The 20,665-nt window shown below is 36.2% G+C and carries 16 protein-coding genes; 9 read left to right on the forward strand and 7 right to left on the reverse strand.

Going from position 1 to position 20,665, the window contains the following annotated elements; translation table 11 throughout:
- Positions 1 to 32: 32 nt before the first annotated feature.
- The gene (locus ACN0U3_RS02590; protein WP_417265021.1) at positions 33 to 3,416 is read right to left on the reverse strand and encodes a LamG-like jellyroll fold domain-containing protein; all 3,384 of its coding nucleotides are present in this window, start codon (positions 3,414 to 3,416) and stop codon (positions 33 to 35) included.
- Between the two features lie 184 nt (positions 3,417 to 3,600).
- Here ACN0U3_RS02590 and ACN0U3_RS02595 point away from each other — a divergent pair, with 184 nt between their 5' ends.
- Positions 3,601 to 4,266, forward strand: coding sequence for a DNA alkylation repair protein (locus tag ACN0U3_RS02595; RefSeq protein ID WP_417265022.1), 666 nt, complete (start codon positions 3,601 to 3,603; stop codon positions 4,264 to 4,266).
- Here ACN0U3_RS02595 and ACN0U3_RS02600 read toward each other — a convergent pair.
- Complete coding sequence (locus tag ACN0U3_RS02600) at positions 4,250 to 4,720, reverse strand: biotin/lipoyl-containing protein (RefSeq protein ID WP_417265023.1); 471 nt, start codon at positions 4,718 to 4,720, stop codon at positions 4,250 to 4,252. The two genes, ACN0U3_RS02595 and ACN0U3_RS02600, sit on opposite strands and share 17 nt — an antisense overlap.
- Before the next feature lie 186 nt (positions 4,721 to 4,906).
- Between ACN0U3_RS02600 and ACN0U3_RS02605 the strand changes: the two genes are divergently transcribed.
- Both ACN0U3_RS02605 and ACN0U3_RS02610 read left to right on the forward strand, forming a co-directional pair.
- On the forward strand, positions 4,907 to 7,573 hold the full coding sequence (locus tag ACN0U3_RS02605) for a M1 family aminopeptidase (protein ID WP_417265024.1): 2,667 nt from the start codon (positions 4,907 to 4,909) through the stop codon (positions 7,571 to 7,573).
- 163 nt (positions 7,574 to 7,736) lie between these two features.
- Positions 7,737 to 7,985 carry a hypothetical protein gene (locus tag ACN0U3_RS02610; protein WP_417265025.1) on the forward strand — a complete coding sequence of 83 codons (249 nt, stop codon included), beginning with the start codon at positions 7,737 to 7,739 and terminating at the stop codon, positions 7,983 to 7,985.
- A 57-nt stretch (positions 7,986 to 8,042) separates the two neighbouring features.
- Here ACN0U3_RS02610 and ACN0U3_RS02615 read toward each other — a convergent pair whose 3' ends face one another.
- The gene (locus tag ACN0U3_RS02615) at positions 8,043 to 8,747 is read right to left on the reverse strand and encodes a hypothetical protein (RefSeq protein ID WP_417265026.1); all 705 of its coding nucleotides are present in this window, start codon (positions 8,745 to 8,747) and stop codon (positions 8,043 to 8,045) included.
- Between the two features lie 42 nt (positions 8,748 to 8,789).
- Here ACN0U3_RS02615 and ACN0U3_RS02620 point away from each other — a divergent pair, with 42 nt between their 5' ends.
- Positions 8,790 to 10,733, forward strand: coding sequence for an ABC-F family ATP-binding cassette domain-containing protein (locus ACN0U3_RS02620; protein WP_417265027.1), 1,944 nt, complete (start codon positions 8,790 to 8,792; stop codon positions 10,731 to 10,733).
- A gap of 89 nt (positions 10,734 to 10,822) precedes the next feature.
- On the opposite strand, the gene ACN0U3_RS02625 is transcribed toward ACN0U3_RS02620, so the two are convergent.
- Both ACN0U3_RS02625 and ACN0U3_RS02630 read right to left on the reverse strand, forming a co-directional pair.
- On the reverse strand, positions 10,823 to 11,464 hold the full coding sequence (locus ACN0U3_RS02625; protein WP_417265028.1) for a hypothetical protein: 642 nt from the start codon (positions 11,462 to 11,464) through the stop codon (positions 10,823 to 10,825).
- Positions 11,461 to 12,714 (reverse strand): DEAD/DEAH box helicase, encoded by a 1,254-nt coding sequence (locus ACN0U3_RS02630; protein ID WP_417265029.1) that lies wholly within the window; start codon positions 12,712 to 12,714, stop codon positions 11,461 to 11,463. The genes ACN0U3_RS02625 and ACN0U3_RS02630 overlap by 4 nt, the downstream gene beginning before the upstream one ends.
- A gap of 163 nt (positions 12,715 to 12,877) precedes the next feature.
- Here ACN0U3_RS02630 and ACN0U3_RS02635 point away from each other — a divergent pair, with 163 nt between their 5' ends.
- The 4 genes from ACN0U3_RS02635 (at position 12,878) to ACN0U3_RS02650 (ending at position 17,830) form a co-directional block, all read left to right on the forward strand.
- Positions 12,878 to 15,196 carry a two-component regulator propeller domain-containing protein gene (locus ACN0U3_RS02635; protein WP_417265030.1) on the forward strand — a complete coding sequence of 773 codons (2,319 nt, stop codon included), beginning with the start codon at positions 12,878 to 12,880 and terminating at the stop codon, positions 15,194 to 15,196.
- Positions 15,197 to 15,201: 5 nt separating this feature from the next.
- Positions 15,202 to 15,909, forward strand: a complete 708-nt coding sequence (gene recO, locus ACN0U3_RS02640) for a DNA repair protein RecO (protein WP_299206297.1) — start codon at positions 15,202 to 15,204, stop codon at positions 15,907 to 15,909.
- 121 nt (positions 15,910 to 16,030) lie between these two features.
- Positions 16,031 to 17,041 carry an NAD(P)/FAD-dependent oxidoreductase gene (locus ACN0U3_RS02645; protein WP_417265031.1) on the forward strand — a complete coding sequence of 337 codons (1,011 nt, stop codon included), beginning with the start codon at positions 16,031 to 16,033 and terminating at the stop codon, positions 17,039 to 17,041.
- A 24-nt stretch (positions 17,042 to 17,065) separates the two neighbouring features.
- Positions 17,066 to 17,830 (forward strand): exodeoxyribonuclease III, encoded by a 765-nt coding sequence (locus ACN0U3_RS02650; protein ID WP_417265032.1) that lies wholly within the window; start codon positions 17,066 to 17,068, stop codon positions 17,828 to 17,830.
- A gap of 61 nt (positions 17,831 to 17,891) precedes the next feature.
- Here the strand turns inward: ACN0U3_RS02650 and ACN0U3_RS02655 are convergent, their stop codons facing one another.
- Positions 17,892 to 19,580, reverse strand: a complete 1,689-nt coding sequence (locus tag ACN0U3_RS02655) for a hypothetical protein (protein WP_417265033.1) — start codon at positions 19,578 to 19,580, stop codon at positions 17,892 to 17,894.
- Between the two features lie 144 nt (positions 19,581 to 19,724).
- On the opposite strand from ACN0U3_RS02655, the gene ACN0U3_RS02660 reads away from it, so the two are divergent.
- Positions 19,725 to 19,853, forward strand: a complete 129-nt coding sequence (locus ACN0U3_RS02660; protein ID WP_417265034.1) for a hypothetical protein — start codon at positions 19,725 to 19,727, stop codon at positions 19,851 to 19,853.
- 51 nt (positions 19,854 to 19,904) lie between these two features.
- Here ACN0U3_RS02660 and ACN0U3_RS02665 read toward each other — a convergent pair whose 3' ends face one another.
- On the reverse strand, positions 19,905 to 20,567 hold the full coding sequence (locus ACN0U3_RS02665) for an SCO family protein (protein ID WP_417265035.1): 663 nt from the start codon (positions 20,565 to 20,567) through the stop codon (positions 19,905 to 19,907).
- Between the last annotated feature and the right edge of the window lie 98 nt (positions 20,568 to 20,665).

A 20,665-nucleotide genomic window follows, 5' to 3' on the forward strand; every position in this document is an offset into this window, starting at 1 on the left:
AGTAGTGGTTTTCTTTAAAAAACCATTGCACTTTAATTTTTGATAAACTTCTTCACTATCGTTTGATTTTCTGTGTTGAAGTGAATAAAGTAAATAGCTTTATCCCAACCTTTGATTGATATTTCTGGATTGTCCTTTAAGGCTGAGATAGATCCTCCTTCTAATGTTTGTCCATAAGCATTATAAACAGTGTATGTACCTTCTTCATTCCCTTTGATGTCAATATTAATCACCTCATTTGCTGGAATAGGGTAAAGGTTATACGTTGGAGTGTAAATGGTTTGATTCTCAAGCGAGGCATTTTGAGTAACACTGAACTCAAAAGCATAACTTCCACCAAAGTCTGCTTCCATGTTTTTAATCCAGCTGCCTGTAAGTGTTTTAAATCGCATATAGCCTGTTCCATCGTTATTGGCCCACCAGCTAATTCCATTATTTCCTGCATCTTCGATGAAGTATCTGTAGCATCCTGCTGTTAATTGTAAGGTGTCGGTATAAACAGTGTTGTTCGAAAGTGAATTTCTTTCTAAAATTACATTTCCATTTAAATCTTCAATACGGTAATTGTTTTCATACCCTTTTGAGTTAGTTTTAACCTCTAAGACAAATTCTGGCTGCATAATTTCAACAACTTCAAACATAGAGTTGTAGGTGTTATTCAACGCATATTCGTCTGCAGCTCCGTTTACAGTAGAGATTGTTGCGGTAAACTTGTTGCTTTGATTGTCAACTGCTGTAGTCCAGAATCCTGCTGGAACTGGCAAACTAATACTTTCTTTTGCTAAGTAAGAAAGTGAACCTGTCCAATCGAATGTAGCTTCTGTGCCATCATTGATTTTGTAAGTGATTTTCAATGAAGTAATTTCAGCTGTTCCGTTGTTTTGAACCACAATTTTTGGTTGATAACATGTTGGATTGATTCGTCCAAATGAAATCGCATTGTTGGGCGCTTCTACCATCACAATTCTTGCGTCAGTTGTGAAATTCGGTGTGCCATAGGCTACAATTTGATGATTTACAATGTATCTTGAGTCCCCAGACGCTGGAGCAACACTGTAATCTACTTCTACTTGGTCGTTGTTGATGAAGCCGGTTACGTCCCATTCTTCCATTTGTGTTGGCATACCTGGACACCATCCTGCACGGTCATAAACCCATGTTCCTCCTTGCGGATAGATTGGATTTTCTGCACATGCTTTCCAAACTTGCCAAGTGTTAACCAATGCACCACTGTTAATGTTCAGGCTGTGCTGGCGTGGAATAAATTCTCCTTCTTGTCCATGTCCTGTAATTGCAGATCTAACTTTAGCAGCGTCTGTATTGCTTGGTAATTCTATTGTTCTTGGTTCGTAAACTTTGTTTGCTTGAATATCGGCATATGAATTATGTCCCACCTTCCATATTTGACGCATGTCTAATACTTCTCTAGTAGGTGTTCCATGAACAAATAAGAATTGAATGTCTATGTCTTCTTGCCATTCTCCACCTCTTGTCATTCTCAAACCTCTATTGCCTTTTAATACTGGATAGAAATCTGTAACATCAAAATACCAAGCAACTCCTTCATCACCCAAGTCTAATCCTATTCCGTATGGCGTAACTAATGATAGCAATTCCAATTGACTCGGTTCTCTTCTGAAATAATCAATTGTTGAGTTAACAATTGTGGTAAGATCATCGCTCAAAATGTCATTGCTTGTCATTGAGAAATGGGTGTGTGCTTTTGGGTAATATTCTAAATAATTAGAAGAAATATCAGAATCAAATCCTGTTGTGGCAGAAAAGTAGTTTTCAACAACAATGTAGTTGTCTTTTACCACCGAATCTTGTTTGGTTACGGTTGAAATGTCTAAAACATAATCTGCCTGGTGTAATGTAATGTCTGGAATAATAGTACTTGGAACAAAGTCAAAATAGTCTGTTCCTGCAGACATAGTTCCATATATAGCACCACCTAAGAACTCACCATTGTTTCCATTTGGGGATAAGTCTGTAACTGTGGATGAAGATCCATCAAACACGTAATTCAATTCTAAGTCAGCATAATTTGGGTGGTCACTATCTACGCGTGTATTGAAGTATTTTGCAATGGTAGTTGGGTCTAGTGCAGAGCTCCAGATTCTGATGTCATCCATTCCTCCATTAAAGTAGTTGTTCCAGTCGCCTCTTGAAATTTCAACTTCGTTATGAGCACCTGTGTTGACTACTACATTGTTCATGTTGATGCTGTTCACTAAAGCTCCATCAACATAAAACTTTGTTCCAGTAAGGCTTATCCCTGTCAAAGAAATAGCGATATGATGCCATTCTCCGTCATTAACAACCTGGTTTCCTTCTACAGACCCATTGTGAACTTCCACTCTTGGACGTCCATTCTGATCTATCTTCACGGTGAATCTTCCTCCTTCTTGGGATTCTCCCCAGGACATTACATCGACTTCTGTTCCTGTTGTTTTAACCCATGCTTCAATGGTTCTGTCAGTACTTCCGGTAACGCCTAAATACCCTGGAACCTTGATGTAATTTCCAGGGAAGAATTGTGCAAATTGATTGGCGTTGCTGTGTAGAGATTGCTTCGCTGAGATATCCGTAGCGGTTAAAGCAATTGGTGCAGAACCATTACTTGTTGAAGAGGTGATTTCAATTAATAGATTTCCACCTGCCCACTGATAAGGTTGAAAAAATGGAATTTTATTTTCACCATCTACAAGGTTCCAATCGCCTTGATATACAGTGTCTCCACCTGTTAAGTCTGCATAAGGAATACTGTCAAGGCTAAGAAAAGGCACCTCCTTCATTTGAATTTTAAGGTGATTCAATCCTAAGGTGCTACCATTGCTGAACAAGCTTAATGCGTTGATGTCACCTACCGTTAAACTAGAAAGGTGTGCAGCGGTGAGCAAAGTAAAAGACTTTCCACCTTTTATTTGATGAGAAAGAAGTGGTGATGTTTCAGTTCCACCAGCGGTAATTGGAAAGCTTGATTCGCTTGTTGTACTTGTAATTTGTACATCGTAGCCTTCGTAATCGTATATGTTAAATGTTGGTGTCGTACTGTATTGATTGTCTGCACTTGCTTGAGGATAAACAAAGTACTTGTCAATTGTGGCTTTTGTAGAATCTATTCTTGTAGAATCAACAATGTATGTGTTACAGGAATAGTCCCATTCACCGCATCCTCTATTTCTATTGCTTGAAGTAGAAATTAATCCATCTTTACAACGCATGGTGTATTTCATCCAAATACGCTCGATTTTATCGGCATCATAAACAGGGAACGTAATTTGAGTATCTCTAACAAGGCTATTGAAATTAAAACCTTGAACTATCGAGGTGTCTCCGGGTGTTTGCGAAAAAGCAAATTGAGCCGAAAACAGAATTGCCGCACTTGCAATTGTTTTGAGTATTTTATTCATCATTATATAGTTTTAGTTCAAAAATACGTCTTTGTTGATTGAAACAGGTGAAATTGAACGTCTACAAATGGACTACATACCTATGAAACCTCTATTGTACATGGGTTTAATGATTTTATATGAGTTTTAAATAGATTGGGGAAAAAGAAAAGAAATTATGTGAATTAATGCTTAATTTCGTGTTATGCAACATCCAATCACATCCGTTTTTGAAGAGAATTCTAATCCGAAAATTGCAGAGGGACAAAAGGCCTATATGAAAAATAGATTTGAATTTTTTGGACTAAAAACACCGCTTCGCCGAGAATTACAAAAACCGTTTTTATTGAAAGAGAATTTACCAAATAAAACTGATGCGTTTGAAATCGTATTGAAATTGTGGGATGCACCCCAACGTGAACTGCATTATTTTGCACAAGAACTTTTTTTTAAATATAAGCAGCAATTAGAAGTGTCTGATATTTCAGTGATTGAATGTCTGATAGGTCACAATGCGTGGTGGGACACTGTAGATTTTATTGCTACTAAACCATTGGCTGTCTATTTTAAAAAGTTTCCTGATCAACGAGAGAAAATAGTTCAAAAATGGCTTTCTACTGGAGATATTTGGTTCCAGCGTAGTGCTTTGCTGTTTCAATTGAAATACAAAACGGAAATAGATTTAGAGTTAATGAGTTCTACAATTTTAACTTTGAAAGATTCAAAAGAATTTTTCATTAAAAAAGCCATCGGTTGGATACTGCGTGAATACAGCAGAACAGATGCTCAATGGGTTTTGAATTTTGTTAATCAAAATGAATTGCAAGCGCTATCAAAAAGAGAAGCTATCAGACTTATTCAAACTCAATAAGTAATTCTCCTTTTTCTACAACTGTTTCTTCTGATTTGTTAATCGCCTTTACTTTCCCTTCTCCTTCAGCTTTAATCACATTTTCCATTTTCATCGCCTCAAGCGTTAATAGTGGTGAGCCTAATGTAACTTCGTCTCCGATTTCTACTGCAAAATTTAAAATTCTTCCAGGCATTGGTGATTTTAATTGATGGAGTTTTCTCACTTTTTTCTTGTCTAATCCCATTTGACGAATCAATTCATCAATTGCACGTTCTTTCTTTACTTCAAACGTACGTTGATTGACTTTAATGGTCATTTTTTGGTCTTCAGTTGCTGCCTCAACTATCTCTCCATGGAATTTTTTTCCCATAAAATGAATGGTAAAATAAGTGTCATCAACCCACTCTATTGAGCTAAAGCCTTTTTCTCCTTTAACCTCATTTCCGTCAACTATATATTTAGCCCCTGCCATTTTATGTCTTTTTAGTTTAAACAATCTTTACAAATATAATTTTTCTATTTGAAATTTGAGGTGTCTTCCTTCCATCTATGGATTTTTTAAACAGTTTATCTTAAAATGTCACCTTACTTCCTTCTTTTTCTATCTATTTCGAATAAAATCGTCATTTTTGTTTATCAAAAATAACAATTACGTTTTATGAAAAGAATTTTGACCATCATTGTATCCATAGGGTTTTTATACTCATGTGGGGCAACCAAAGGGAAACCTTCTAAAAATCAACCTGCAGAACAAAGAACTGAAGTTGTTGGTGAAAAAGGTGAAATCATTGATAATTCTGAAGCAGAAGAAGTTGAAGAAATCATTGAAAGACCACGTTACAACCCTTCGGCAACAATTTTAACCGCATTAAAGCATACCAAATTAGAAGTGAGTTTTGATTGGGATAAGTCTCAGTTGAAAGGATTAGCTACATTGACGCTTTCGCCACACTTTTATGCAACTGATAGTCTAATTCTTGACGCAAAGGCAATGGAAATTAAGTCTGTTGAGTTGAATGGAAAGCCACTGAAATATAAATACAACGATGCTAACTTTTTAAGAATTAAACTAGATAGAGAGTACACTAGAGATGAGGAGTATACAGTGGTGATTGATTATGTTGCAAAACCGGAAGAAAAAGTAGAAGGTGGGTCAAGTGCAATTAGCAGCGATAAAGGTTTGTACTTCATTAACCCAAAAGGAGAAAATGAAAATCAAATGCCTCATATTTGGACCCAAGGAGAAACCGAAGCAAGTTCAGTTTGGTTTCCAACCATCGATCGACCGAATCAGAAAACCACACAAGAAATCTTCATTACTGTTGAAGACAAATACAAGACACTTTCGAACGGGAAATTTATTTCATCGACAAAACATAAGGATGGAACCAGAACAGATTATTGGAAGCAAGAATTAAAACACGTTCCCTATTTATTTATGATGGCAATTGGAGAATTTGCTGTTGTTGAAGATTCATATACAAAGCCAGATGGTACTGTAATTCCTGTACACTACTACGTAGAGCCTGAATGGGAAGAGCATGCTCAAGCTATTTTCGGGGAAACTCCTGCAATGATGGAGTTTTTCTCAGAGTTGTTAGGTGTCGATTATAAATGGGACAAGTACCACCAAGTTGTGGTACGTGAGTATGTATCTGGAGCAATGGAAAATACTGGGGCTGTTGTTTTCGGAGACTTTGTCTATAAAACTAAACGTGAACTCATCGATTCAGACGATCATTCTATTATTGCCCATGAATTATTTCACCATTGGTTTGGTAACCTCGTGACTTGTGAGAGTTGGGCCAACCTTCCATTAAATGAGGCTTTTGCAAATTACTCTCAATATTTATGGGATGAACACTACAATGGAAGAGATCATGCGGATTATGTTGCTGAAAAAGAAGCCAATGGTTATTATCAATCTGCAGAACAAATGGGACACCATGACATGATTTGGTATGATTACGATGAAAAGGAAGATATGTTTGATGGGCATTCTTATAATAAAGGGGGGAGAATTTTACATATGCTACGCTATTATTTAGGCGACGATGCTTTTTACGAAGGCCTGAAGAAATACCTTAACGATAATGCCTATACAGCTGCTGAAATTCATCATTTACGTTTGGCCTTTGAGGAAGTTTCTGGTGAAGATTTAAACTGGTTCTTTAATCAGTGGTTCCTTTCTTCACATCATCCAAAATTAGACATTTCGCAAGAAGTTTCAGGAGGAGAAGTTACTGTTCGTATTGATCAGAAACAGGATTTAGAAAAAGCACCGTTATACAAATTACCGATGAAAATTGGAGTATACGCTGGAGGAAAGAAAACTACGCATGAAGTAGTTGTAGACAAAAACATCAACAGGTTTACTTTTGCTTATGAAGGTGAACTAGAGAATATAGTAGTTGATGAAGACAGAACGATTTTGGGAGGATATAGTCATGATAAACCTCGTGAATGGTATGTACACCAATATTATAACGCTCCAAGGTACAAAGATAGAGAGCAAGCAATTACTTATGGGTCACGTTTAAGAAAGCCAGAAGGAAAACAATTGATTATCGATGCTTTGAAAGATGAATTCTGGTACATCCGTCAATTGGCTATTTCTAAACTAGACAAAATCGGTTCAGATCGAAAGGCAGAAGCATTTGAACTTCTTCAAAAGATGGCAAAAACCGATAAAAATTCACATGTACGTGGAGCCGCCTTAACAGCTTTGGCTTCTGATTTCTTTAGAGGAGAATATGCAGAAACAACAAGAGTGCTTTTAACCCATGCCATCGAAAAAGACAGCTCTTATCATGTTATTTCTCGTGCACTGAATGGATTAACGAAAGGAAACGAAGCAGATTTACAAAACGCTCTGAAATTGGCAAAAACATTAGAAACAGAACGTTCATCAGCACTTAAAGCGCAAATCATTGGGATTTATAAAAACCATGGTGATGAATCTCATTTAGAATTTATGGCAAACGCAATTACAAGTGGAGATATTTCTGGGTATGATGCTATTGGAGGATTGTTGAATTTTACAGCAGCTGTAAAAGCGCAAGAAATAAAGGTACAAGAGCAGTATTTACCTGTTTTTGAGCAACTCTCTAATAACGGAGGCGCCTACATTAATATGGTGTTGCCAATGAGTGTTTTAAACCTTAAGCGAGGAGCAGACGAAACTGTATCAAATTTGAAAAATGAATTGAAAACCCTAGAGGAAGAAGGAAAGTCTGGAGAAGCTACAGTGGTTCAAGGAAAATTAAACGCAGCAGAAAACTACACTGATCAATTAGGTAAATTACTTCAAAAAGTAGCAAACTAGAAGAGTGTTTAGAGCACTTTTTTTAAACGCTAACTCTTTTCTGAACTATATGACAGAAGAAGGGTTGGCGTTTTTTTTACGCTCAATTTCAATTTTTTTTAATTTGGTTTTGTAAATCTTTCAGTTGTATTATATTTACCGAAATTTAATTATAATGAAACTAATGAAAAAGAGTGTAAGAACAGTATTGATGGCAACATTGGTAATCGGAATGTCTGCTGGATTAACAGCATGTGGTGAAACAGAAGCTGCTGAAGAAGTTGTAACCGAAGAGGTTGTGACTGAGGAAGAGGTTGTTGAAGAAGAAGTAATCGAAGAGGAAGTGGTAACAGAAGACACAACAGTTACTGCTGAAGGTGACGAAGCAGTAGTTGAAGAAGTTGTTGCTGAAGAAGTTGAAGCACAAGCTTAAGATAAATTCTTTACGAATTAAGAACCACTTCTATTTAGAAGTGGTTTTTTTATGTCTTTACCTTTCTTTCAAAAGTAAAAGTCGTTTTTGGTCTAACGATAAATTCATCAATCTCCATAATAGGGTAAGCCATAAAATTAATATTCCCAGAAGCTGGTCCAGGATTAAAATTAAGATCTCTCCCATGAGAAAGCTCAATTCTATTTCCTTAAATCTATCGTCTACAGGGATTAGCGTATTCGATTTTAAATATTGCTCTAAACTCTCTCCGTCTTCTGCTGGATAAGGATTTTTCTCTAAGCGTTTAACACGGTATGCAATTGAAATCTCTTTATGGCTATGACTTTCATCTAACTCTAAATAAAGCGACTTGTTGTTGAATTGATCATCAGTTAAATACTGTTCTTTTGTCGGTACGTTTAATGATAGAATTTCAATGGTTTGGAAAGGGTCTGATTGAGCAATTGGAATCCAAACTCTACCTTCCCCATCAATTTCTGGTAATTCAACAGTATAGTAATACTCAAATTCATCTTCGCCTTCAACAACACCGAGTAAATCACCGTCCGCATTCTCCATTGGAACCCTTTCCCATGTCTTGTCTTCTTTGTTTTGCCTCCAAGAATAAAAGGGCTTTCCGTTGAGCTTATGCACATTTGTACGTACAACATTCTTGAATTTCAAAGCCTTTTGTTGAATGGAAGGGAATTCTTTACAAAGGAATGTTCCTGATTTATACTTTTTTATCGCTTTGTAAGGCATGTTTTACAAGTGGTGTTCTTATCTTTTTAGTACCTTTGCGCCATGATTAATATCGAGAATTTAAGCTTTCACTTACCACAAGGGTATTTATTTAAAGAAGTCAGTTTACAAATCAATGCTGGAGACAAAATTGGACTTGTAGGGAAAAACGGAGCGGGTAAATCAACATTGTTGCGTTTGCTGTCTGGAAAAGAACAGCCTACGGAAGGGAGAATTCATAAAGTAAAAGATGCTACAATTGGTTACTTGACCCAAGATATCGTTATCGATACCAACCAAAGTGTATTTGATTATTTAGATTTTTCTAATGAGAACTTGAATAGAATTAGAACTCAAATCGATGATATTAATCACCAACTAACAACCCGAACGGATTACGAAAGCGATTCATATTTGCAATTGCTCGACGATTTAAACTTCGCCAACGAACAATTTAATCTGTTTGAGGGGTATCAATGGGAAGAGAAAATCACTTCTACTTTACTCGGATTAGGATTTCAAGAAAGTGTTTTTACACAACCATTAAATCAATTTTCTGGAGGGTGGAAAATGAGGGCAGAGTTAGCAAGAATCTTGATCAATAATCCTTCTGTGTTATTGCTGGATGAGCCAACAAACCACTTAGATATTATTTCCATTGGCTGGTTAGAAACCTATTTAAAACGTTTTGAAGGCGCTTTGATTACTATTTCGCATGACCGTTATTTCTTGGATAATGTAACCAAGAAAACACTGGAAATCACCAATAGTAAGATCTTAAATTTTCCCTATCCTTATTCAATTTATAAAGAAAAGAGGGCAGAAGAGATTGAAGTGTTGATCAATGCTCAAAAACAGCAAGAAAAAGAAATCAAACGTACAGAAGAGTTGATTGATAAGTTCCGTGCAAAAGCAAGTAAAGCTTCATTTGCACAGTCCTTAATGAAGAAGTTGGAAAGAACAGAACTCATCGAGGTGGAAACAGATGAGGTTTCGCAAATGAGAATAACCTTCCCATTAAGTGTTCAGCCTGGAAAGACCGTTTTGGAAATGGAGAATCTTGGTAAATCGTATGGCGACTTAAACTTATTTAAAAATGTAAACCTAAGCGTTGGTCGAGGAGAGAAAATCGCTTTGCTGGGACCCAACGGTGTGGGGAAGTCAACATTGTTGAAACGAATAATGAAGACTGAAGATGGTGAAGGAACGGTAACCTACGGTCACAATGTTGAAGTAACTTATTTTGCGCAGGACCAAGCGGATAAATTAGATCCAAAAATGACCGTCCTCGAAACTGTTGATTCAGTCGCAAAAGGAGAAATTAGAAAACAATTGCGTTCTATTTTAGGAGCATTTTTGTTTAGCGGTGAGGATGTTGACAAACAAGTTGGGGTCTTATCAGGAGGAGAACGGACCCGATTGGCACTTTGTCAGTTGTTGTTGAGTCCTTCAAACGTTTTAATTTTGGATGAGCCGACCAACCACCTTGATATTCAAAGCAAGGCCGTGTTAAAACAAGCTTTAAAACAATACGAAGGAACTTTTATTATTGTTTCTCACGACCGTGAATTCTTGGAAGGATTGACCAATCGAATTTGGGACATAGAAAACAAGAACTTAAAAATTCACCATTATACAGTTCAAGAATATTTAAGAAAAAAATCTGACGCATTCGAGCAGGCACAACAACTAGGTAAAAGTAATAAAAAGAAGGTTGCAGAAGAGGTTAAAGTAGTTGAAGAAAAGAAGTCAGAACTTTCATACGAAGAAGAAAAAGCTCAAAAGAAAGAAACCAATCGATTGAAAAATGCTATTCGAAAAGCAGAACAACGCATAGAGCAACTTGAAAAAGACATCGCTAAAATGGATAAAGTGATTGCAAGCCTTGACTATACAGATGAGGAAAATGCAGCTAAGACCTTAAAGGAATACGATGCACTCAAAACCGAATTAGATCAGGTGATGGAGTCGTGGGAAGAAAACACAATGGCTTTAGATGAATTGTAAGAATCCAACTTTTTCGATTGAACTATTGTAAATTATAAAGGGTAGATCGAATCTACCCTTTTTCATTGTATTTAGATACTGGTAATGTTTTAACTTACCGTCATCACCGCATGTTCAAAGTTCATTTTAATAGCTCCTTTCCCTTGCTTTTTCGAACCGTCTTTGGCTTTGAAAGTTCCATCAATTTTAAGTTCTAAAGTTCCAAGTCTTGGAGAGAAACTTATAATTTCAACCACTCCATCCTGTAAAGAATATTCCTTTTCACCTGATATTACAGTCATTTTTACTGAATTCATAGACTTTCCAGTTGGATCAGCTTTATATTCGCCTTTGTGTTGAGTAACAATGTCAGTTTTCTTAAAAGTAAGATGAACATCTTCATTAAACGCACTTTTAATAAAGGCATTTATGCGTTCAGTAGTAAAGGTCAAGACATTTTTCTTACGTTCAAACAATTTAAATTTAATTGAATCTCCTTCAATAATTAAAGATACATTTCCCATGCTGTAGAAGTCAGAACCTTGACTTTTTCTTTTAATTTTCGGCTCATCACCGTCAACGACTTTTAAGTATTCACCGTTCCACTTGGCTTCTGGAAGATCATCTGCTTTTTCTGCTGCTGTTGTCACCTCTTCCTTTTGAGCAGCGACATTTTCTCCCTCAATTTTTTGTTCAGATGTACATGAAGAGATAAAAAATATACCACTAATTAAAAAAGCTATTTTTTTCATTTTTGAGTTTTATTGTTCTTTTTATTATTTGGTTGGTTTGATTTTGGCTTCTTTTTATTCCACTTTTTTTTGTGTTTACCACCCGGCTTAGACTTTGATTTCTCCCTCCACTCTGGAGCTGGCCCAAGTTCTTCTGGTAAAGGCGAAACAGGGATTTTTGAGCCAATCAACTTCTGAATTTTAGAAAGCTTTGACATGTCCTTCGGATTAATCAAAGAAGTTGCTTCTCCTTTAGTATTTGCACGCGCAGTTCTTCCAACTCTATGAACATAATCTTCAGCATCTCTTGGCACATCATAATTAATGACCATATTGATTTCCTTAATGTCGATTCCACGACTCATTACGTCTGTAGCAACAAGTAAAGAAATTCTACCCGATTTAAATCCACGCAATACCTCTTCACGTTCTTCTTGTTCTAAGTTTGAAGAAATTCCACTGGCTTTAAAACCATTCTTCTTCAAATACCTTACAATGGTACCTACCTTTTCTTTTGTAGAAGAGAAAATGATGATGCGTTTGTATTCTTTTCTTTCATCTAAAATGTGCTTTAAAAGTGGATTCTTTTGCTCGTCAAATGCTAAATAAACAGATTGTTTAACACCTTCGGCAGGTTTTGAAAGTGCCAAATTAATTTCTACAGGGTCCTTTAAAAGTGTACGTGCAAATTTTCTTATTTCTGGTGCCATAGTAGCACTAAACATTAAGTTTTGTCGTTGTTTTGGCAGTTTTTTGAAAATCATGGTCAAATCATCAATGAATCCCATGTCCAACATTCGGTCGGCTTCATCTAAAATTAAGTGTTCTAAGCCCGAAAAATCTGTATACCCCATTTTTAGATGAGACAATAATTTTCCTGGTGTGGCAACAATAATATTTGTTCCGCTTACTAAGGCCTCTTTCTGTTCAGACCAGTCTTTTCCATCACCACCACCATAAATAGCTTTTGAACTGACAGAAACGAAATAGGAAAGACCTTGAATCTGTTGTTCAATTTGAACTGCTAATTCACGTGTTGGGACGATGATTAATGTATTTATTTTCTCTGTTGGGTTTTGTGCTATTTTATGAAGAATAGGTAACACAAAAGCTCCTGTTTTTCCGGTTCCTGTTTGGGCACAACCAATTATATCCCGGCCCTTAATGATTTCAGGGATGGCTTGTTCTTGAATTGGGGTGGCATTTTCAAACCCCATGTACCCAATTGCTTCTAATAGTTGATCGTCTAATCCGAGCGCTGTAAATTTCATGCTATAAAGTTACGAATTTCTTATAGATTTGCTTTCACTTTCGCTTGTCATTATATAGGAGAATGAATTGGAAGGATAGAATTGAACAATCATAGCAGATGTTTTCCTTATATTTAAACCGAAAATTCAAATATTTTTGAAATTTAAGCGTTAAAAGTTCACCATGAGAAAAATCGGAACACTATTTATTGCCTTGTCTTTGTCCATCATTGGATACGCTCAAATTGGTATGGGAGAATGGAGAATGCATATATCCCCGTATTCAGCTATTGATGCAGTGAAAGGAAAAGATGCGGTTTATGCAATAATGGAGAATGGTTTGTTAGAACATGATTTAGATGCTGGAGAACAATCTATATGGACCGTGGCTAACTACCTTTCTGATGTTTCACCTTCTGCAATTGCTTACGACGAAGGTTCTGCAAACCTTCTTGTTGGGTATGAAAATGGAAATTTAGACTTGATCAAAAATAATTCAGTATATAATCTACCAGCAATTGTACAATCTACAGTAAACGGAATTAAAAAGATCAATAAAATTGTGGTCAACGATGGAAGTGCCTATTTGGCCACTGGAGTTGGAGTTGTTGTAGTGAACTTAAACAAAAGAGAAATTCGAGATACCTACCATCCTTCTAGTTCGGAAGAAGAGTTCTTAGATATTGCGTTTTATCAAGACAGTATTTATGTCTTAACAGCTTCAAATATATATGTGAGCAGTGCAGATAATTCTTTTTTAGCTGATCCAGGACAATGGAATGTCCTTCAAAACATAGCTGATTATACAGCGTTTGGTGCTTATGAAAACATAGAGGTTTTTAATAACGAGTTGTTCCTCTCTTATAATGATGATGCCTACGAAGTTGATACACTCTTTAAGCTCGTCAATAATTCACCAGAAGTTTTCTTGGACAATATTGAAATTAGAGGTTTAAGAGCAAATGAAAATAAATTCTTGGTGTCTGTTATGGGTTCTGTATTGAGCTATGATAATGCATTCGTTTTAGAAGAAAATGTGTTTCAATATCAAGGAATTGGTTTCCCTAGTCCAAAAAATGCAATCTTTGTCAATGGAGATTATTTCATTGCCGACGAAAGATGGGGGCTAGTGAAGGCCAGGAATGCTTTTATGGCACAAAGACTTAGTTTTGAAGGTCCACGCTTCAATGATGCTTTTAGAGCTAAATGGGTAAAGAATAAACTGGCCATTGCTACAGGTGGTTTTAGCGGTAAAAGCCCTTCTTTTAGCTTGAAAGGTGGAGCAACTATGTTAGAAGGAGAGTGGAGTTCAACGGTTATTTATGATGATCCAATGATTGCCAACAGTGATTCATGGGACTTTATATGTACTGCCATAAACCCAACAGACCCTGATGAGGTAGCCTACGGAAGTTATGCCGGTGTTCCTTTGGTAATTACCAAAAATGGTGTTGTGAGCGATACATTTGTTTTTGCTAACAGTTTGATTGAAGAAACAGGTAATGTAGGTTGGGGTTACATTTCCGATTTGGAATATGATGATCAAGGTAACCTTTGGGTAGCCAACGCTAACGCCAACAGACCTTTGAAAGTACGAAGTAAGGAGGGTGTTTGGTATGATTTTGAAACAGGAACCTCACCTAAGAATAAAATAACCAAAAGGTTGGTTATTGATGGGAATGACACCAAATGGATGAGTGTTGGTGGAGCTGGAATCGTTGCTTTTAATCATGGAGAAAGTATTTCCGATGCTGGTGATGATCGCTATAGAATTTTGAATACGGGTGTAAATAGTGGTGATTTGCCTTCTTCAGATATTGAGGCTATTGCGGTAGATTTCGATAATAATATTTGGGTCGGAACGCCGGAAGGAATGCGTGTTTTGTATAATTCTAGCAATGTGTTTGATGCCTCGGCAGGTCAGTATAACTTTCAAAAACTACTGATTGAGTTTGGAGAAAATGTTGAAATTGTTCTTGGTACAACTCATATTACTTCTATTGAAATCGATGGAGCCAATAGAAAGTGGATTGGTACTGCTAGTTCTGGAGTGTTTTTACTTTCTCCTGACGGCCTAGAAGTGGTGCGTAATTTTACTGCTGAAAATAGTCCGTTGTTGAGCAACTCTATTTTAGATATAGCCATTGACCATAACAATGGTGAGGTATACTTTATTACTGAATCTGGATTGATTTCTTATCGTTCTGATGCCTCGCAAGGGGATCTAGAATATACCAATGTTATCGTTTTTCCAAACCCTGTTAAACCTGATTATCATGGCCCAATTACCATACAAGGTATCGCTTATGATTCAGATGTGAAAATTACGGATGTTTCTGGAAAACTGGTCTATAGAACACACTCAAACGGTGGGACAGCAACATGGAATGGAGAAACAATGGATGGTCAACGCGCAGCCACAGGGGTTTATCTGATTTGGACAAGTGTTGATGATCCCGACTTTAAAGGTAGAAAAGTTGGAAAAGTGGTTTTGATAAACTGATTGCCATGAAAGGAATTCAAAGTGGTATTCTCCTTAAAAAACTCAACTACAGCGAAACGAGTCTTATTCTACACTTTTTTACTTTAGAAGATGGATTTCAAGCCTACATCTTTCAGGGAGGCAAAAAGAAAAAAGGAAATACTTTACAAGCTTTAAGTATCGTCGAAATTACTGCCTATCGAAGGGAAGATAGTGATTTGGGTAAAATTACAGAAATTAATTCGCTTTTTGTACCGCAAACTATTCCTTATCATCCGCTAAAAAGTGGATTGGCTTTTTTTATGACTGAGGTGCTGTCTTACGTGCTTCAAAGAAGTGATAAAGATCCTGAAATGTACACGTTTTTAGAACATGAAATCAAATGGATTGATGATTCCGACGAATTGACCAACTATCCCATCTGGTTCCTCCTTAAACTGGCTGATGAAATAGGGATTGGAATAAATGTAGAAAATCCAAATGGATTAACTTTCGACTTACAAGATGGTGTGATTTCAAATCAAACCCCAAGTAGTCACATATTTGTTAATGATGAAGTTGTTCCTATTCTAATTCAATTGTTAGACAGTCAAAAAACAGAAATGTTGGCAAAACATATTCATAAAACCCATAGAAGGCATATCGTAGATCACTTGATCAGTTATTATAAAATTCACATTAGTGGTTTTAAAACTCCAAAATCCCTTCAAGTAATGCAGACCATCTTTGAATAAGCTAGTTTAAACGAAAAATGAATGAGATAAATCATCATTTTAGAGGAAAACAATAGAAGCTTATATGTGTTAAACAAAGAATGGTTAATTTTGTGAACCAATATGATTTATACATAAGAATATGATTAAAACAGATATAATTATAATAGGTGCCGGTCCAGTTGGATTGTTCACTATTTTTGAGGCAGGATTATTAAAGTTAAAATGTCATTTAATTGATTCATTGCCACAACCAGGAGGTCAATGTTCTGAGATATACCCTAAAAAACCGATTTATGACATCCCAGGATTTCCTTCTATTTTAGCTGGAGACCTAGTGGATAACCTTATGGAACAAGCAGCGCCATTTAAACCCGGATTTACGCTAGGAGAAGCGGCTGTGAAAATTGAAAAGGTAGAAGAAAATAAGTTTATTGTAACCACAGATAAAGGAACCCAACACGAAGCTCCAATTGTTATGATTGCCGGTGGATTAGGTGTATTTGAGCCGCGTAAACCACCTATCGAAAATTTAGAGGAATACGAAGATAAAGGTGTGGAATACATCATCAAAGACCCTGAATTTTACCGTGGAAAAGAGTGTGTGATTTCTGGTGGTGGTGACTCGGCATTGGACTGGGCAATTTTCTTGGTGGAAAAAAATATTGCATCGAAAGTTTCATTGGTACACAGAAGAAGTTCTTTCAGAGGACACTTAGACTCTGTACAAAAAGTGATGGACTTAGCCGAAGCGGGTAAAATTAATCTTTTAACGGATAGAGAAGTTGTTGGAATTGGTGGTGATGGAAAAGTTGAAAATGTGACCATCAGACACAAAACTGAAGGTGATGTGGTGGTGCCAACAGACCATTTTATTCCTTTGTTTGGTTTGAAACCTTCATTGGGTCCAATTGCAGATTGGGGCTTAGAAATTGAGAAAAATGCAATTAAAGTTGATACCACAGATTATTCAACAAATATTCCAGGCATTTATGCAATTGGAGATGTAAATACTTATGTTGGGAAATTAAAATTGATTCTATGTGGTTTCCACGAAGGTACAATTGCTGTTCAATCTGCTTTTGCACGAATTCATCCCGATAAAAAGAACATCCTGAAATATACAACAGTAAACGGAGTTCAAGGATTTTAATCATGTCTAAAAACCAATAGTATTATGGCGAAGTTAGTTTCTTTTAATGTGAATGGTATTCGTGCCATCATGAAAAAAGATTTCGAAGCAGATATGAAAGCTTTGAATCCTGATGTTTTGTGTTTACAAGAAACAAAAGCACAAGACGATCAAGTGCAGGAAGCATTAGCCCTTTTTAAGGATTATCATATTGTTTCTAACTCTGCAGTGAAAAAGGGGTATTCAGGTACTGCTATCATGAGTAAAGAAAAACCTTTGGATGTTATTTATGATATTGGAGTAGAAGAACATGATCAAGAAGGCCGTGTGATTACAGCTGAGTTTAAAGATTACTACCTCACTGTTGTCTATGTTCCCAATTCAGGAAGTGACTTAAAAAGATTGGATTATCGAACAACTTGGGATGCTTCCTTTTTGAAGTTTCTAAAAGACCTAGAGGCGAAAAAACCAGTGATTGTTTGTGGTGATTTTAATGTTGCACACAGAGATATTGACTTAGCACGTCCCAAAGCAAATTATGATAAGAGCGCTGGATACACCCAAAAAGAAATCGATGGAATGAATGCTTTTACAAGTAATGGACTTGTAGATACTTTCCGTTATTTTCATCCTGAAGAAGTGAAATATTCTTGGTGGAGTTATAGAGGTGGAGCAAGAGCTAGAAACGTTGGCTGGCGGATTGACTATTTTTTAGTGAGCGAGTCTATTATCGACAAGGTTAAAAGTGCTGAAATACTTAACGACATCATGGGATCAGATCATTGCCCAGTAATGATTGAACTGAAATAAAACTAAGTTATACAATCAATAGTATTATCGCCTTCGGTTTATCGGAGGCGATTTTTTTTGCCTAAAAGTAAGCGATATATCCAAAATGTACCTTTCCATCCCTCAGTTGAATGGGGTTGTTGAATTGCTTCCCTAAGGCATAGGAAATTGAGAAGATTCCCAAATTGGTACCAAAACTGAAGCCTAATCCAAATCCAAAAGGTTGGTCTTGGACATAATCCTTTGCGTTGTTTTCATAAAATGACTGGTCAAAAAAAGCAAAAGCATGGGAATTGCGATCGACTAAGAAACGATATTCTGCAGTAAAAGTGGTTAAAGTAGTCGCATATAAAACTTCTTCGTTAAAACCCCTTTGTGAATTGAGTCCGCCGAATCGAAACAGTTCATTCTGATAAATGTTTGGGGCGTAATAGCTGCGTGTTGAATTGGCAATTCTCATAACATTCCTAGGTGTTATGGGAATAAACATTTCAAGACTTAAGTTCCCTTTGAATGTAGTTGAAATAGAAAGGGTGTCTGCTTCAGTAGGCCTGCTTTTTCTTCTTCCTGCTGATACATCTAATGACATTCGGAAACCTTTACTGGGATTTGGCAAGTAATCTACATTGTTTCTGTACAATCCTAATCCATAGTTATTGCTGGAAACCGAGGAAAGGTTATTATTGGAAATATTTGCTGCACCTGAAAGTAAATTGGAGTTTTCCGCTTGATAAAATACCTTTATATAGCTTCCGCCTGAAAGAAAATACCGTATCCCTAAGTTGACATTTGTGGTTAAATAGGTGCTGTCTTGTTTGTATAGATCAAATTTTGTGTCAATTCCAAAAGGAGTGTTGAATAGAAATGGAAAATTGAAGTTTAAATCCAATTCTTGAGTCTTGGGTTGCAGACTTTTCCAATTGATTTGAAGTTCTTCTCCTCGTTTTACAATGTTCAATAACTTTAATCGTACATCTCCGGTTACAGTAGTCTTTTCTGTTGTTGGATTGGGCTGTAATCCGACAATTCCATTGATTAAACTCACGGGAACACTTTCCAAATAAAGATATAATTCGGCTCCTTCAGGTGTAAAAAGCAATTCATGTGGACGGATTTCTTTAACGAATTGAATTTGCTCTATTTTTCCAGAAATACTTTTCAATAGGTTGTGGTCATAATAGTCCCCTTCTGTTATGGAAATGGCGTTGTGAATAAACTTTTCCCTTACTTTTGATTCACCTTTGATGGACACTTTGGTAAATTTAACCAATGGTCCTTTATCGATTTTCAGTTGAGCTGTTGATGTTCCAGGTCGGATGGTGTCTACCTTGAGGTAAACTTTTGAGAAGGGGTAGCCATTCTCATTTAAATAGTTATTTAACCCACTCAGTAATTCTTCTACGAGTTGTGGCTTGAAAGGGAGTTTGGAAATTAAACGTTCGCTCATTCTTGGGGTCTTGCTGATGATATATGCATCTTCCTGATCATAAGAGATGTTTATTTTCTCAAATTTTTCACCCTGATAAAAAACAACAAAAGCAGTGTCATTTTGCCATTTAACTTGATCTATTGAGGCCAAGACATAGCCTTTTTTTATTTGCTTACTTCTGGTTTTCTCCAAAAAATCTAATAGTTCTTGCTCAGTATCAAATTTTTGATTCTTTTTTGAAAAATCGTCATGATTTTGTGAAATAAATGACAAATGAAAAGAATTTTGCCCCAAAAGTAGCAAAGGAATTAAAAATATAAAAAGCGTTACAATACGTGTCATTTAACAGCTTTTAACGTTAATTTCATTTCTTTATTTCTTTATCTTTTGTAAATCAAGCAAAAAAAATTCTTTTTGTTTCACGATTATCTATATATTTACACCTTCAAACAAAAACTAAAACTATAAAAAGCTATGAAAAGAATTATGCCGTGGGCTATTGTCGGAGTATTTTTTGTATCAATCGCCTCTTCTTGTGGATCTTCAAAACAAAACTGTGATGCATATGGAGACATCGATACTAAAACAGAACAAAATGACTTAGCTCAGCAATAATTTAGCAGAGCGTTAAACATATTTGTAAATAGGCATGGTATTTTACTGTGCCTATTTTTCATTTAATAAAAGATCAATATCATCCATCAGAATATTGATGTCCTCGGTGCTTGTACCGTCATAATACCCTCTGATTCTCATTTCTCTGTCTACTAAGACAAAGTTATTGGTGTGAATAAAATCAGAGCCAGCATCACCAAGGTTTTTCGCTTCAGCAGGTTTTAAAACGAAAAATGAATTTCGTGCTAAGCTGTATAGGTCTTCTTTAGGTCCCGTTAAAAAATGCCATTGTCCGGCAACAGCATTATGATTTTCTGCATAAGCTTTCATTACCGCAACATCGTCTTGTTCTGGATCTACGGTGAAACTTAAAATCTTTACATCTTGATTACCCTTAAAACGTTCTTGTACACGTTTCATTTCTTCTGTCATGACTGGACAAATCGTTAAACAAGTGGTGAAGAAATATTCGGCTACGAAAATTTTACCTTGTACGTCTTCATGGGTAATTTTTTCACCGTTCTGATTGAGAAATTCGAACTTCCCTATTCTGTGACCAATTCCAATGTTTGCAAGCTCTGGATTAATCATTTCAGCATTAACGTCTCTAGGTTGAATTACCGGAAGCTGCTTTTGTTCCATCGATTGCTTTGTAAGATAGTAAGCCGTAAAAATTCCAATGACAAGCACAATAAACGTAAGTAAAACTCTCATTTTTTATTTTTTATTCAAAAATATCCAATTATTAGCGGAATTGAGAAGTATACCTGTTAATTATTTGCTAATGTGTCGTCCTTTTGGCTATTCTTGAA

It is taken from the genome of Brumimicrobium sp., assembly GCF_048268645.1.
Classification (GTDB): Bacteria; Bacteroidota; Bacteroidia; order Flavobacteriales_D; family Crocinitomicaceae; genus Brumimicrobium; species Brumimicrobium ulvae.